Below are 14,446 nucleotides of genomic sequence, written 5' to 3' on the forward strand. Positions count from 1 at the left end.
TGCCTGGCGACAGGGAATGCACGGGCGAACGCCGATTCTGATACGCCACGTCTCGTGGCGACCTCCACGCGAAGTCGATCAGGACTATGCCGGTGAAGCGGTCCATGGCCCCTGCGTGCCGCGGGTCCCCTGGCCGCCTGCCTGCCCACCCTGGTGGCCACCTTTGAATGAACCGTTCCGGGATCATCGGAGGCTCTGGACTGCCCGGAACGGCTCAGATCGGCATCACGGGCAGAATGGACTCGTGCCGCCTCTCACCCAGACCCGCTTCCGGCTACCTCGTGGCACCCGTGCTGACGCCGCACTGGCTTTGGGGACGTTCGTGTTGGTGGCGATCGCCGAGGGGCAGCGGCTGCGCGGCGGAGAGGGCTCGATGTCCTCGCTGATCGTGTCCTGGCTGATGATCGTCGCGGTGTGCGGCGCGCTGTTCTTCCGGCGCCGGTGTCCGGTGGCGGTGGGCTGGTTCACGGCGCTGGCCACCGGGGGCTACTACGCACTGAGTGCCGTCGACGGGCCGTTGGTCTTGGTTCCGATCGTGGCGTTGTACGCCATCGCGTCCCAGGGCCGGATGCAGGCGGCCATCGCCATCGCGGCGGCGATGGTGATCGGCGTCGGCGTGGGCGCCCTTATGCCCCACAGCGATGTCACGGGTACGGCGGTGTTCATGCTCGCCGGCTGGCTGGTCGCCGTCGTGGCGCTCGGCAGTGTGCGGCACGGCCGGGTGGCGTACGCCGAGGAGGAGGCGCGGCTGCGGGCCACCGAGGAACGGCTGCGCATCGCCCGGGAGTTGCACGATGTGATCGGGCACAACATTTCGATGATCAACGTGCAGTCGGGTGCGGCCCTGCACCGGCTGAAGAAGGACCCTGCGCAAGCTGAGGCGGCGCTGAGCGCCATCAAGGCGGGTAGTCGGGAGACCTTGCAGGAGCTGCGGGCCACCCTCGACGTGCTTCGCCGGGTCGACGAGGACGCGCCCAGGGCACCCGCGCCGGGGCTGGCCCGGACGGATGCGCTGGTGGCCTCGGCAGAGCTCGCGGGGCTCGCGGTGCGGATCGAGCGGACCGGGGCTGAGCGCGCGTTGCCCGCCCAAGTCGACCTGGCCGCGTACCGGATCGTGCAGGAGTCGCTGACCAACGCTGCCCGGCACAGCGGCGCCGGACACGTCACGATCCGGATCGCCTACGGGGACCGGGATCTGACTGTGGCCGTCGAGGACGACGGCCAGGGCGCGGCCGCCCGCCCGGCCAGGGCGGGCGGCGGCAGCGGCATTGCCGGCATGACGGAGCGGGCGCGGGCATTGGGGGGCGAACTGGTCGCGGGCCCACGGCCGGAAGGCGGATTCGCGGTGCGGGCCCGGCTACCGTACGGGATCACAGGACAGCCGACGGAGCGGAGCAGCCGATGATCAGGGTCCTGCTGGTGGATGACCACTGGCTGGTCCGGGCAGGGTTCCGGTCGGTCCTGGAGGACGAGGACGACATCGAGGTGGTGGGCGAGGCTTCCGACGGGCAAGCCGCGGTCTCGGCCTGCCGCGAGCTGAAGCCGGACGTGGTGTTGATGGACATCCGGATGCCGGGGCTGGATGGTCTGGACGCCACCCTGGTGATCACGGAGGACGAGCGGCTGGCGGCGGTGAAGGTGGTCATCCTGACGACCTTCGATCTCGACGACTACGTGTACGGGGCGCTGCGCGCCGGGGCGACAGGCTTCTTGGTGAAGGACACCGAGCCAGCGGAACTGCTGCACGCGGTGCGGGTCGCCGCCCGGGGCGATGCCCTGATCAGCCCGTCGGTCACCCGGCGGCTCATCGCTGAGTTCGCCGGCCGGGTGAAGGGCCCTCGGCCGGACCCTCGGCTCGATGTGCTCACCGACCGGGAGCGCGAGGTCATGCGGCTGGTGGCCGCGGGATGCACGAACGACGAGATCGCCGAGCGGCTGGTACTGCAACTGTCGACGGCGAAGACGCACGTCAGCCGCATCCTGACGAAGCTGGGTGCACGAGACAGGTCACAGCTCGTGGTGCTGGCGTACGAGTCCGGAATGGTCAGCCCCGGCTGGCTGGAGGGCTAGGCAGGCCCGGCCCTCACCTGCCTGACCGCAGGCGCGGTACTACCCCCGGGGTACCGCTTTACGTACATCCGCTGAGGTAAGCCCTGTGTCATCCCGAGACTGACGATTTCAACCTGGTCCCGCGTGCACCATCAAGGGTACGAACGCACCCCTCCTCGGTACAGGCCACGGAAGTCCGCTGCGTGCTGACGGCCCTGGGCTTTCGGTATGACCAGCCGCCGCTGGAGCGTGGGCGGGGTTCTTCGCGGCCGTCCGGGGTGGTTCGCTGACCCGGCATGCCTGCTGCCGGGCAACGGCACCTGTACCTGCACCTGTACCTGTTTGGATCACCTCGCTTGCCCGGGAAGTACGCATGTCCCGTCCCTTGCGCGCGGTGCTCGCGTCGCTGGACCGTCAGGCGGGCGGGGGCGAGAGCGCGTCCATCCGCACTCCTCCCACGCGCACCGTCGTCCTGGCCATGGTGGTGGCGACCGCCGTGGTGGTCGCCGTCGGCCTGCTGACCGGGAACCCAGTGTTCCTCCTCGGCCTGCTCGTGTTCCTGCCGGCGTTCGCCGCCGCACTGCGCACCCGGAGCTGGTGCGACTGCGGTCGTCCGCGGCCGCGATGCAACGGCAGATCCTGCGGCCGCTGCCAGTGCTCACGGACGACGTTCTGGTGGACGGCGTACGAGCCGGTACAGCAGGACGAGCTCGTCGGCGGTGACATCTACGAGGTCGCCGCCACCCCCTGGGGCACCCGGGTCCTGATCGGCGACGTCCAGGGGAAGGGGCTCGCCGCCATCGGCGCTGCCATGGCCGTCGTCGGCGCCTTCCGCGAGGCCGCACATCGCGAGCCGACGCTCACCGCCGCTCCTCGCATCAGCCACCGGAACCACAGCCCGACGGCGCTCTTCCGACGGACGCCCTGTGATGACGCGCTGACCGCGTGCTGCCGACAGCAGACGTCCAGCGAATCCAGCCCGCACCACCGGCGGCCCCATGGCCGTCGGGGCGCAGCGTCGGCGAGCCGGCCGCCGAGCATGCTGATGCCGACGTTCCCCGCTGCCTCGGCCATCCGGGCCCGCCGCACCCCAGTACGGCGACCGCGATGGCACCGGGCCAGTCGGTGATCACCCCCGGCCAATCCGGGCTGGACAGCCGAGTTCGCCCCGGTTGACCAGCCGCCCGCGGACGCCGCCCTACCTCTGGGGTGCCGCGTCGCGTACATCCGCAGTGGTACGCCCAGTGTCGTCCCGGGACTGACGATTTCGACCTCGTCGCGCGTGCACGATCAAGGGCATGAACGCACCTCCCTCTCCCGGACGGGTCACGACCGTGCTCGTCGGCGCTCTCGTCGGAGCTGCCGCCGGAATTCTGCTGGTCACGGCTGCGGGGGCCCTGGCCTTGGAGATCGACGGAGTGTTCGCCATCCCGGCGATCGGCGTACCCACGTTGTGCGGCGCGGTAGTGGGCGCGTTCGTCATGCCTGGCAACTCACGCTCGAATCGGAGGTAGTCACCATGTCTCCCACCCGAGGCGCACCCGCGCCCCCTGCCCCACCCGCACCACCAGGCCGACGAGCCAAAGCGCGCGTCGGCCGGTTCGGTGCCCTGGCCGGCTGGGCCCAGCGTCACCGCTGGGCCGCCCTGCTGATCTGGGTGGCCGTCCTGGCCGCCGTCACGCTGGGCTCGCAGGCCGCAGGCTCCGCGTACAAGAACAACTTCGCGCTGCCGGGCACCGACTCGCAGACCGCCACCGACCTGTTCACCAAGCACGGTTCCGATCAGGCCGGGGACAGCGTCGACATCGTCCTCAAGGACACCCGGGGCATCGACCAGCCCAAGGCCGCCGTGGAGACGATGCTCGCCAAGGTCGAGCGGCTGCCGGGCGTCGCAGAGGTACGCAGTCCCTACACGGACACCTCCGCCGTGTCGAAGGACGGCACGATCGGCTACGCCACCGTCACGCTCGACGGCAAGGCCGAGGCCGTGCCCAAGGAGGACGTCGCCAAGATCATCGACACCGCCCAGGGCGCCGCGTCAGGCGATCTCCAGGTCGAGGTCGGCGGCGAGGCGGTGCGCGGCGCCGAGGAGAAGGGCAGCCCGACCGCGGAACTGGCCGGCATCGCAGCCGCCCTGGTCATCCTCGGACTGCTCTTCGGCTCGCTGGTAGCAGCTGCCGTGCCGCTGATCACCGCCCTCTTCGCAGTCGGCAGCGCCCTCGGCCTGATCGTGCTCGCCTCGCACGTCTTCACCATCGCCGACTTCACACCGCCCATCACCATGCTCGTCGGGCTCGGTGTCGGCGTCGACTACGCCCTGCTGATCTTCTACCGCTACCGGCACGAGCTCACCGACGGTACCGACCCGGCCGAAGCCGGCCGCAAGGCCCTGGATGCCGCCGGACGTACGGTCTTCTTCGCCGGCTGCACCGTGATCATCGCCTTGCTCGGCCTGGTCGCGCTCGGCCTCGGCTCACTGCAGGGCGTGGCCCTCGCCCTGGCCCTGACCGTGCTGACCACGATGGCCGCCTCGCTGATCCTGCTGCCCGCGCTGTTGGCGCTGTTCGGCAAGCGCATTCAGCGCCATGTGCTCAAGCATGCGGCCAAGAGCGAGGCCAAGGGCAAGGTCGAAGGCCGTCGCTGGAGGGCCCTGGCCGCAGCGGTTCAGCGCCGTCCGCTGCCGGCCCTGTTGGCCGCCGTCATCGCCCTGCTGGCGCTGTCCGCACCGGCGCTGGGCATGCGCCTCGGTTTCGCCGACGCGGGCAACGACCCGAAGTCCACGACCTCCCGGCAGGCGTACGACCTGCTCGCCGAGGGCTTCGGCCCGGGCTTCAACGGTCCGCTGGTCGTCCTGGCGCAAGGAGACGAGGCAGCCGGCAAGGCCGTGTCGTCCGCCCTGGCCGAGACCGAGGGCGTGGCTGCGGCCAGTCCCGCGATGCCTTCCGAGGACGGCGCCCTGTCCACCGTGATCGTCTACCCGGAGACGTCCCCGCAGTCGGAGGGCACCGCCGACCTCGTGCACCATCTGCGCGACGACGTGGCCCCGCAGGTCGAGCAGGACACCGGCGCCAAGGTCTACGTCGGCGGAGCAGTCGCCGCCTCCCAGGACTTCTCGGAGACCGTCTCCAAGCGGATGCCGCTCTTCATCGCCGTCGTGGTCGGGCTTTCGTCACTGCTGCTGATGCTGGTCTTCCGGTCGATCCTGATTCCCATCAAGGCAGCTCTGCTGAACCTGATCTCGATCACTGCCGCGCTCGGCGCGATGACCCTCGTGTTCCAGCACGGCTTGTTCGGGGTGCAGCCAGGCCCGATCGAAGCCTTCCTCCCCGTACTGATCTTCGCGATCGTGTTCGGGCTCTCCATGGACTACGAGGTGTTCCTCGGCGGGCGCATGCACGAGGAGTGGGAGCGCACGAAGGACCATTCCCTCGCGGTACGGGAGGGACTGGCCTCCACCGGCAAGGTGATCACGGCGGCCGGAGCCATCATGATCGTGGTGTTCGGCGCCTTCATGCTGAGTGCCGACCGGATGCTCCAGGAGTTCGGCCTCGGCCTCGCGGTGGCGATTCTGATGGACGCGCTGGTCATCCGTTGCCTGATGGTTCCGGCCCTCATGCAGCTGTTCGGCAAGTGGGCCTGGTGGCTACCCGCCCCGCTCGCCCGGTGGCTGCCCAAGGTGTCGCTGGAACGCCCCGCGGACAGTCCACCAGCGTCCAGCGAGAGCCCTGCCCCTTGACCGGCAGGTCCCCATGATTGCCGCTACGCGTTGATCAGGCGGCGTCACGTCCCCGCGCCGGGTTCGGCTGGACACCCATCCGAGCCCAGCGCGTGGACGGCAGTTGGACACAGCTGCAACTGGGCGCAGGGCCCTCCGAACGGCACGGGCATCGGGACAGCGGAGCGGCCCCGTCGTCGGGCGAGCTCCCCGCCGTCGCGCTCGTACGCGATCACTTGTGGTGCGGAGCGTGCCCCCGCACCAGGGGGCTTCCCCCCAGGACGTTCTCCAGGCGTACGCCCGCTGTGATGTGTTGTGCATGCCAGGCACAGCCGAGCTGCAGAGCCTGGTCACCACGGAGGCCATGGCCGCCGGCAAACCAGTGGTCGCCGCCGCGGCTACGGCACTGCCACATCCGGTGCATCACGGGTACAACGGCCATCTCTGTCCTCCCGGCGATATCCGGTCCCTGACCGCAGCTCTCGCCGCTGTCCTGGACGACGCCGAAGCCCGGGTGCGGATGGGCGAGGCAAGCCGCGCCCTCATCACCGACCACGACATCACCCGTACCCTGACCGCGTTCGAGGGTCTCTATGACCAGGCGGCGCGAGCCCTGCGTGGCCTTCCGGCGCCCGGCTGACGGGGAGCACTCACTACACGGCCGTTGACACCCCGGCGTCCCCGCCGCGTTGTCCTGCTGGTGAGGGCTCCCTGGTACCGCAGTACCAGTGAGCCCTCGAAGAGCCACCACCATCGGCCCGCGCGACGACCGGCCCGGCTGGATCGTCGACGTCGTACTCCACGCATCCGACGCGCCCGGCCCGCCGGCACCAGGAGAAGAACCCCTGCCATGACCACCGTGCTGATCGCGGACGACCAGCCCTTGCAGCGCATGGGCTTTCGCATGCTCATCGAGGGCACCCCGGGCCTGACCTGCGTCGGCGAGGCCGAGCACGGCGCCCAGGCCGTCCGCATGGCAGCCGAACTGCGCCCCGACGTCGTCCTGATGGACATCCGCATGCCCGGCATGGACGGCCTGGAGGCAACTCGCCGGATCACCGCCGCCGGCGGCCGGACGCGCATCCTCATCGTGACCACCTTCGACCTCGACGAGTACGCCCACGACGGACTGCGCGCCGGAGCCAGCGGCTTCCTGCTCAAGGACGCCCGCCCCGAGGGGATCGTGGCCGGCATCCACGCGGTCGCCACCGGCGACGCCGTCGTGGCCCCCAGCCTGACCCGGCGTCAGGGGTTCCGGGCTTTTCGGGCGCGGCATGGTCGTGTGGCTCGGCAGCGTGGGTGCGTTGCCGATTCCTTCCATGCCCCTGCGTAGCCGGACCCAGGGCCGGGGGACCTCACCACCCGGGCCACCGGTTACGCGCCTGTGCCGGGGAGCGGTGTCGGATGGGACGACGTCGCGTTAGGTCCCGTGGCGGTACGGCCCGTCGCGGTGGGTCCTGTCACGGTAGGCCCGTCGCGGTAGGTCCCCGATGATGGCCCCGCCCCGGGCGGCGGGGCATCATGTCAGCGGTCCGCCGACGGTCGTAGTGCCTCCCGCGCACGCCGGATGAGCGCCCGGGCCGCCGGGCTGACGGGCCCCTGGTCGGCGCTCCGCCATGCCAGGGCCAGGTACGAATGCAGAGCCGGGTCGGTCAGGCGGACGGTGTGCAGTTCGTCGGGGTGGGCCGCGGCCAGCGACTCGGGCAGGATGGCGACGCCGAGGCCGCGGCCCGCCAGTTCGACCAGCAGGTTCGGGTCGCCGGCCTCGAAGGCGATCCGCGGGCGGAAGCCTGCCGCGGCGCAGGCCTGGTCGAGGCTGGTGCGCAGTCCCGTACCGCGCGTAAGGCTGATGAGAGCGTGCTCATCGAGGCCGGCTACCGGCATCGTGGTCTTCGTGGCGAGTCGGTGGCCGTGGCCGACGGCGGCGACGAGTGGCGCGTCCACGACGACCTGGATCGTGACGCCCGGGGGCGCCTCGGGGGACGCCAGACCCACCACCGCCAGGTCCAGCCGCCCGGTCCGCAGGGCTTCCAGCAGGCGGTCCGAGTGGTCCGCGGTGAGCGTGATCTCCACGGCCGGATGGGCCTGTTGGAAGTCGGCCAAGAGGGCCGGAAGGCCCAGTTCGGCACGCGACGTCATCATTCCGACCGTGACGTGTCCGCGCATCAGCCCGGTGAGCTCCTCGACCGCGAGCCGCGCTCCCTCCACCGCGGCGAGTGCGGCCCGTGCGTACGGAAGCACCGCTTCGCCCACCTCCGTGAGGCGGACCGTTCGCCCCGAGCGGTCCAGCAGCGGCTGGCCGAGCTCCGCCTCCAGTTGGCGGATCTGCGCGCTCACACCCGGCTGGGCGACGTGCAGCCGGGCGGCCGCCCTGGTGAAGTTCGCCTCTTCCGTCACGGCCACGAAGTACGCGAGCTGGCGCAGTTCCATAACCAGTGATTCTAGTTCCCAGACGATCCAGATCTTGGACTTCTGATCGGCGCCCGCGCAGCATGGTGGACAGAGGCACCGAGAACCGAGGCAGGAGGCGCCGAGATGAGTGACGTACGCGAGAAGGCCCAGCAGCCCGAGGACCTGGCGCGGCTGTTCGTGGAGCTGGGGAACGCCGGTGACGCCGAAGGGATCGCCGAACTCTACGAGCCCGACGCCGTGTTGGCCTTCCCGCCCGGCAGCGAGACCGTCGGACGCGAGGCCATCCGGGCCGTGGTCGAAAAGCTGCTCGCCGACCGGCCGCACTTCGCGCTGGAGGAACCGCTGCCCACGGTCCGGTACGGCGACCTCGCCCTCACGTCGACGCGTCCGGCCGACAACACCGGCGGCCGCGTCCAGGTCGCCCGCCGCCAGCCGGACGGCACCTGGCTGCGGATCATCGACCGCCCCGAGGCCCGGTAGCCGCAAAGCGAGACGGCCGGGCATGCCGGGTTATCGAGGGTCCGGGCTGTGTCCCGTGGCCGCCCGGCACGCCTCCACATACGCGCGTACGAGCGGGCGGTCGTCGTCCGTACGCCAGGCGAGGGCGTACCGGCTCGGGCTGATGCCGCGTACGGGGCGTGTGGTCACTCCGCCGAGGGTCACCAGCGGGGCGTTGCCCGAGGCCAGCAGTGCCACGCCGAGGCCGCCGACGAGGGCCTCGTAGGTCTCCTCCGTGCTCGCGATCTCGGCACCGATGCGCGGCGGGCGGCCGCCGCGGGCGTCGGTGGCCAGCCAGTAGTCGCGCAGGGGCCCTGCGCTCTCGGGCAGGGCGAGGAAGGGCTCGTCGAGGAGATCGGCGAAGTCGATCTCCTCATGGGACGCGAGCGGATGTGCGTCCGGGAGGGCGACCAGACGCGGCTCCTCGGCGACCACCGTCCACGCGTACCGCTCCTGGTCGGGCAGCGGCAGCCAGACGAAGGCGACGTCGCTCTCGCTGCTCGACAGGCCCGCCGACGGGTCCTCCCACGTCACCTGCCGAAGCCGCACCACAGCCTGCGGGTGCGCGCCCGTGAACCGCGAGCGGATGGCGGGCAGCAGCCCGCCGCGGCCCGGACTGGTGCTCATGCCGACCACGAGCGTGCTGCGCTGGGCCGCCTTGGCGTGCTCGACCGCGGCTGAGGCCTCGCTCCAGGCGTCCAGCACCCGCCGTGCGTGGGGCAGCAGCGCCGCGCCCGCCGCGGTGAGCGCCACACCCTGCCGGTCCCGTTCGAAGAGGGGCGTACCGAGCTGCCGTTCCAGCGCGCGGATCTGCTTGCTGAGCGCGGGCTGGGACACGTAGAGCCGCTCCGCCGCGTGCGTGAAGTGCAGCTCCTCGGCCACTGCCACGAAGTACCGCAGATCGCGCCCGTGCACATCCATAACCAACGGCTATCACGGTGTGTCTTGGACGGTCCACGGCATCGCCCGACAGGCTGGATCGCAGAGCAGGACCTTACTGAAATCGCGGAGCAGGACCTTAAGCGCACGACCGGAACGAAGGGACTTACGCCATGAACAAGGTCTGGCTGATCACGGGCGCGACCAGCGGCTTCGGGCGGGCGATCGCCGAGGCGGCGGTGGCCGCCGGGGATGTGGTCGTGGGCGCCGCGCGGCGGCCCGAGGCGCTGGACGACCTGGTCGCGGCCCACCCCGACCAGGTGGAGGCGCTGCGCCTGGACGTCACGGACACGGCCCGGATCGACACGGCCGTACGCGAGGTGCTCGCCCGTCACGGACGTGTCGACGTCCTGGTCGACAACGCGGGCCGTACCCACGTCGGCGCCTTCGAGGAGACCACGGACGGCGAACTGCGCGACCTCTTCGAGCTGCATGTCTTCGGTCCAGCGGCGCTCGTGCGCGCCGTGCTGCCGCACATGCGGGCCCGGCGGTCGGGCGCCATCGTGCAGATGAGCAGCGTGGGCGGGCAGATGTCCTTCGCCGGGTTCTCGGCGTACAGCGGTACGAAGTTCGCGCTGGAGGGGATGTCGGAGGCGCTCGCGGACGAGGTGCGGGAGTTCGGCATCAAGGTGCTGATCGTCGAGCCTGGGGCGTTCCGCACGTCGCTGTTCCAGGCGGGCAGCGCCGGCGCGAGCGCGGAACTGGAGGACTACGCGGCCACCGTCGGTGCGACACGGCGCATGGTCGCCGAGGGGAACGGCACCCAGCCCGGCGACCCCGCGAAGGCGGCAGACCTCATCCTGGCGGCACTCGACGCGGACGAGACCCCGCTGCGGCTGCCGCTCGGCGACGACGGCGTCACCGCAGTGCTCGGCCACCTCGACCAGGTGCGCGCCGACATCGCGGCCTGGGAGAAGCGCACCAGGGCCACGGCGTTCGACGAGTGACACGCTGAGTGGAGCAGGCAGCCCGTACGCAGAGGCCGTCAGCGCACGCTCAGCTCCCGCACCTCCCCCGGATCGTCTCCCTCACGCCCCGTCAGAGTGATGCGCACGTAGCGGGCGGCGACCCCCGGCTCGTGCGGCTGCCAGTGCGCCCCGTCCGTCGACGTTTCGGTGGTGTACGCGCGCGTGCCCGTCACCCGGATCTCGGAGAGCGGTGCCGTGCGGGCGAGCGCGACGGTCAGGGAGGCGTCGGGGACCTCGGGGCGCCAGTACGTCGCTGGGTTGCCGTCGACGGCCGCGGCCGCGTACAGCCCCGGTTCCTCGGAGGTCGCCGTCGCCGGGCGGCAGCGGGCCGTGTTCGTCGTCGGCTCCAGGTCAGGGCGGCGGGTCTTGAGACGGGCGGGGAAGCCCTCGCTCACCGTCACGCGCCCCTGCGGCGACTCGACGGTGAACGGCTCGCCGGACACCAGCCGTACCGTCGTCTCCTCGGGCCCGATCGCGATGTCGTACGTACGCCCCTGCCAGCGCAGCCCCGACAGCCGTACGCCGTCGTCGAGTTGAGGCGGCAGTGTCGGGTCCAGACGGACCGTTTTCTCGCGGAGGCGCAGGCCCGTCAGGCCGTGGGTGAAGACCTGCAGGAAGCCGCCCTTGCCGGTGAGGAAGTCCTGCGCGGGCGATCCCGCGAGCGGATCGCCCTCGCCCGCCTTGTCGCCGCGCGCCTCCGAGAAGAGCGCGAACGGGCCACGCGCGAAGGGCCGGTAGGCGCGCTGCAGGAAGGTGTACGCGGCACAGCCCGGCTCACCGATGGCGGCCGCGTCGATCGCGTGGACGGAGTCCGTCATCGCGGGGCCGTCCGGGTCGGTCCGCTCGGTGTAGTAGTCGAGCGTGGCGGCAGCGGCGCCGTCCGGCATGGGCCACTCCAGCGGGTACGTCAGCAGCACCGTGTCCGCCTGCTTGATCTGCGAACCCGCGTAGCCGTCGTACTGCAGGAAGACCTTGCGCTGCGCGTCGTACGGGATCCGCAAGCCGTCGGCGATCCTCGTCCAGGCGGGCGGGGCGGTGGCGCCGACGAGGGCGGACGCGCGCGTGGCGTTGCGCAGGGCGGTGGCGGCCACGGCGTTGGTGTAGGCGCCGTCGTCGACGCCGTTGCTGTACTCGTCCGGGCCCGCCACGTTCTTGATCGAGTAGCTGCCGTCGCTGTTCGCCGTCACACGCGACGCCCAGTACTCCGCGAGGCCGCGCAGCAGCGGCCAGCCGCGCGAGCGCAGCCACCCGCGGTCGCCCGTGGCCAGGTAGTACTGCCAGGCGGCCAGCGCGATGTCGCCCTGGAGGTGGTTCTGGGTGAGGCAGTGCGGCGGGTCCCAGCTCTGGCACTCCGAGTACAGCGCGCCGCGGCTCGCGCTCGTCCACGGATAGAACAGGCCCTTCACGGAGGTCTCCGCCGCGTTGTCAGCGGCGGCAGCGCGCGTCCTGTACCGGTACTCCAGCACAGTCCGGGCGAATTCGGGCCGCGTTGCCAGCAGCGCGGGGAACATCCACGTCTCGGCGTCCCAGAACACCATGCCCGCGTAGTTGTCGCTGGTCAGGCCAGTGGGCGCGATGCTGTCGCGAGCGCCGCGGCGCGTGCCGGCCAGCAGTCCGTACTGCGCGGAACGCACCCACAGCCGGATGTCCGGCCGCCCCGGCACCTCGATGGTCGACGACCACAGGCCGCGCCAAGCGGCGGTGTGCGCGGCGAACAGGGTGGGCCAGCCGCGCTCGGCGGCCAGCCGAGAGGCCCGCTGCGCTGCCGCGCGCGGGGATCGGGAGGTGAGCGCGGTGTCGACCCCGACGTACTTCGAGATGTCGTACGTTTTGCCGCTCCGGACGGCGAAGGTGGCGGACTGCTCGGCGCTCAACTCCCGTGCGGCAGCGGCCCGGCGGAACCCTCCCGGCGCCCGCAGCGTCGAGGCCACGGCGCCCTCCACGCCCGTGCCGTCCGTCCGGAAGGCGATGTCCATCGTCCGTGCCCCAGCCGCCCCGCCGCCCGTCTGGGCGATGCGCCGGGCACCGCGCCCGTCGATCCGGTCGGTGACCGTCGCCTCTCCGTCCCAGTGGGGCGTCAGCCGCAGCCGTACGGCGGCGGTGTGCGCGGCGGTGCGGTCCGTCAGCACGTCGTACACCAGGTCCGTGCGGCGGCCGTCGGCGGCGGTCCAGGTGACCGCGGTGCGGACGAAACCGCAGCGCAGGAACAGCGTCTGGCGGTAGTGGGAGATCCGGCTGCCCTGGCCGTACGTCTCGCCGCCCGCGCTGATGTCCAGCCCCGTCCAGGTGGGCAGGGCGGCGATCGCATCCCGCCCCTCGGTGCTCGCCGGGCCGCGCCCGTAGAGCCCGGAGACGAACGCACCGTCGTAGCGCGGCGTGTACAGCGGCCAACCGGTCTTCTCGCCCGTCGCGGCGTAGCCGGCACCGGTGGGTGGTACGCGCGCGCCGAGATATCCGTTGCCCACGTACGCGTGGTACGAGTCCTGCGGATCGATCCGGTCCGCCGTGGGCGCCCAGCCGGGCGAGGGCTCGCAGACGCCGACGGGCCGCGGCCCGTGCTCGGCGTGCGCTGCGGGAGGCGGCAGGATCAGGGCGGCCGCGGCGAACGGGGCGATGAGCGGGTACGTACGCGAGACGTTCACTCCCCGACGATGCGCTGATGCCGCGTCCGCGCCCGGCGCACGGCACGCGGGTGTCCCCCGGATGGAGGGATCGGCTCCGGTGCCGAGCCCCGCCTCTCAGGCGGCCGACGATCCCGCAAGCCCCGACTTCAACCCCGCCCCGCACAGCGGCACCACCGCCGTCCGCTCCCCGACCGCCCCGTCCCGTACCGCGGCCCAGCACGCGGCGGCCGTCGACTCCACATACAGCCCACGCGACGCCAGATCGAGCTGCGCGTGCCGGATCTGGTCCTCGGTGACGGTCACGAACGTGCCGCCCGAGTCCCTTACGGCCCGCAGGATCTGCCGCGCCCGCGGCGGACGCGGGATCGCGATGCCCTCCGCGAAGGTGTCCGCGGCCGGGGTCTCCTCCACGAGGTCGTCGGCGCCCGCTCGCCACGCCGCGGCGAGCGGGGCGACGGCCTCGGCCTGCACCGCGTACAGCGCCGGACGGCGGTCCAGCAGGCCCGCCCCGTACAGCTCGGCGACCGCGAGGGCCGCGCCCAGCAGCAGCGTGCCGTTGCCGGCGGGCACCACCACTACCTGGGGCAGCCGCCCGCCGAGGTCCTCCCACAACTCGTGAACGTACGTCTTGGTGCCGTGCAGGAAGTACGGGTTGTAGGCGTGGCTCGCATAGAACGCGTCCGGGTCGTCGGCCGCCTCGCGCGCCACCGTCGCCGTCGCCTCACGGCCGCCGCGGACGACCTCCACGCGCGCGCCGTGCGCACGGATCTGCTCCAGCTTCTTCGACGACGTACCGAAGGGGACGTACACCGTGCACGGCAGCGCGGCGCGGGCGCAGTACGCCGCGATCGCCGTGCCCGCGTTGCCGCTGCTGTCGGCGATGATCCGCGACGGCCGCAGCTGGAGCGCCAGTTCGGCGAGCATGACGGCGCCGCGGTCCTTGAAGGACAGGGTCGGCATCAGGTAGTCGAGCTTCGCCGAGATGCCGTCCTTCAGGGCCACGAGCGGGGTCCGGCCCTCGCCGAGGGAGACCGACGGTGTGGCCAGCGGCAGCACCTCGGCGTACCGCCACAGCGAATTCACGCGCCCGGTCAGCGATTTCAGGGGCGCGGGCGTGGGTGAGAAGTCCAGGTCGAGGGGGCCGCGGCAGAGCGGGCAGCACCAGGCGAGCGACCCCGAGGGCACCCGCGTGCCGTCGCTCGGGCAGAAGGAGTCCGGCAGTGGCGTCATGGGAACAGGCT

Annotated in this window: 11 protein-coding genes and 2 pseudogenes; 9 read left to right on the forward strand and 4 right to left on the reverse strand. The window is 71.8% G+C overall.

The features are described 5' to 3' along the window. The first annotated feature begins 244 nt into the window (after positions 1 to 244). The 7 genes and pseudogenes from ABT009_RS18400 to ABT009_RS18430 form a co-directional block, all read left to right on the forward strand. The gene (locus ABT009_RS18400) at positions 245 to 1,405 is read left to right on the forward strand and encodes a sensor histidine kinase (RefSeq protein WP_351295366.1); all 1,161 of its coding nucleotides are present in this window, start codon (positions 245 to 247) and stop codon (positions 1,403 to 1,405) included. Then, the gene (locus ABT009_RS18405) at positions 1,402 to 2,070 is read left to right on the forward strand and encodes a response regulator (protein ID WP_351295369.1); all 669 of its coding nucleotides are present in this window, start codon (positions 1,402 to 1,404) and stop codon (positions 2,068 to 2,070) included. Before ABT009_RS18400 ends, ABT009_RS18405 begins: the two co-directional genes overlap by 4 nt. Positions 2,071 to 2,422: 352 nt before the next feature. Then, positions 2,423 to 2,917 (forward strand): annotated as a pseudogene (locus ABT009_RS18410) (SpoIIE family protein phosphatase); the annotation flags it as partial. A 430-nt stretch (positions 2,918 to 3,347) separates the two neighbouring features. Then, entirely contained in the window at positions 3,348 to 3,563 is a 216-nt protein-coding gene (locus ABT009_RS18415) for a hypothetical protein (protein WP_351295372.1), read from the forward strand. A gap of 5 nt (positions 3,564 to 3,568) precedes the next feature. Continuing rightward, complete coding sequence (locus tag ABT009_RS18420) at positions 3,569 to 5,785, forward strand: MMPL family transporter (protein WP_351295375.1); 2,217 nt, start codon at positions 3,569 to 3,571, stop codon at positions 5,783 to 5,785. Positions 5,786 to 6,014: 229 nt separating this feature from the next. Continuing rightward, positions 6,015 to 6,404, forward strand: coding sequence for a glycosyltransferase (locus ABT009_RS18425; RefSeq protein WP_351295378.1), 390 nt, complete (start codon positions 6,015 to 6,017; stop codon positions 6,402 to 6,404). A gap of 210 nt (positions 6,405 to 6,614) precedes the next feature. After that, a pseudogene (locus tag ABT009_RS18430) lies at positions 6,615 to 7,010 on the forward strand (response regulator); the annotation flags it as partial. 278 nt (positions 7,011 to 7,288) lie between these two features. On the opposite strand, the gene ABT009_RS18435 reads toward ABT009_RS18430, so the two are convergent. After that, positions 7,289 to 8,194, reverse strand: coding sequence for a LysR family transcriptional regulator (locus tag ABT009_RS18435; protein WP_351295381.1), 906 nt, complete (start codon positions 8,192 to 8,194; stop codon positions 7,289 to 7,291). A gap of 105 nt (positions 8,195 to 8,299) precedes the next feature. On the opposite strand from ABT009_RS18435, the gene ABT009_RS18440 reads away from it, so the two are divergent. Then, positions 8,300 to 8,656: a YybH family protein gene (locus ABT009_RS18440; protein WP_351295384.1), complete on the forward strand. Its 357-nt coding sequence runs from the start codon at positions 8,300 to 8,302 to the stop codon at positions 8,654 to 8,656. Positions 8,657 to 8,686: 30 nt separating this feature from the next. Here ABT009_RS18440 and ABT009_RS18445 read toward each other — a convergent pair whose 3' ends face one another. After that, the gene (locus tag ABT009_RS18445; protein ID WP_351295386.1) at positions 8,687 to 9,601 is read right to left on the reverse strand and encodes a LysR family transcriptional regulator; all 915 of its coding nucleotides are present in this window, start codon (positions 9,599 to 9,601) and stop codon (positions 8,687 to 8,689) included. A gap of 125 nt (positions 9,602 to 9,726) precedes the next feature. Between ABT009_RS18445 and ABT009_RS18450 the strand changes: the two genes are divergently transcribed. Then, complete coding sequence (locus ABT009_RS18450) at positions 9,727 to 10,560, forward strand: oxidoreductase (RefSeq protein ID WP_351295389.1); 834 nt, start codon at positions 9,727 to 9,729, stop codon at positions 10,558 to 10,560. A 38-nt stretch (positions 10,561 to 10,598) separates the two neighbouring features. Here the strand turns inward: ABT009_RS18450 and ABT009_RS18455 are convergent, their stop codons facing one another. After that, positions 10,599 to 13,223 carry a glycosyl hydrolase family 65 domain-containing protein gene (locus ABT009_RS18455; protein WP_502989907.1) on the reverse strand — a complete coding sequence of 875 codons (2,625 nt, stop codon included), beginning with the start codon at positions 13,221 to 13,223 and terminating at the stop codon, positions 10,599 to 10,601. Positions 13,224 to 13,319: 96 nt separating this feature from the next. Further along, the gene (locus ABT009_RS18460; RefSeq protein WP_351295392.1) at positions 13,320 to 14,435 is read right to left on the reverse strand and encodes a pyridoxal-phosphate dependent enzyme; all 1,116 of its coding nucleotides are present in this window, start codon (positions 14,433 to 14,435) and stop codon (positions 13,320 to 13,322) included. Positions 14,436 to 14,446 lie beyond the last annotated feature (11 nt).

Origin of the sequence: Streptomyces sp. NPDC002896, assembly GCF_040295225.1 — a bacterium.
In the GTDB taxonomy this organism is placed as follows: Bacteria; Actinomycetota; Actinomycetes; order Streptomycetales; family Streptomycetaceae; genus Streptomyces.

Excerpts from the sequence above, each read along its gene's own strand:
- ABT009_RS18415 (WP_351295372.1), top strand. The coding sequence starts at position 3,348 with ATGAACGCACCTCCCTCTCCCGGACGGGTCACGACCGTGCTCGTCGGC.
- ABT009_RS18405 (WP_351295369.1), top strand. The coding sequence starts at position 1,402 with ATGATCAGGGTCCTGCTGGTGGATGACCACTGGCTGGTCCGGGCAGGG.
- ABT009_RS18450 (WP_351295389.1), top strand. The coding sequence starts at position 9,727 with ATGAACAAGGTCTGGCTGATCACGGGCGCGACCAGCGGCTTCGGGCGG.
- ABT009_RS18460 (WP_351295392.1), bottom strand. The coding sequence starts at position 14,435 with ATGACGCCACTGCCGGACTCCTTCTGCCCGAGCGACGGCACGCGGGTG.
- ABT009_RS18420 (WP_351295375.1), top strand. The coding sequence starts at position 3,569 with ATGTCTCCCACCCGAGGCGCACCCGCGCCCCCTGCCCCACCCGCACCA.
- ABT009_RS18440 (WP_351295384.1), top strand. The coding sequence starts at position 8,300 with ATGAGTGACGTACGCGAGAAGGCCCAGCAGCCCGAGGACCTGGCGCGG.
- ABT009_RS18435 (WP_351295381.1), bottom strand. The coding sequence starts at position 8,194 with ATGGAACTGCGCCAGCTCGCGTACTTCGTGGCCGTGACGGAAGAGGCG.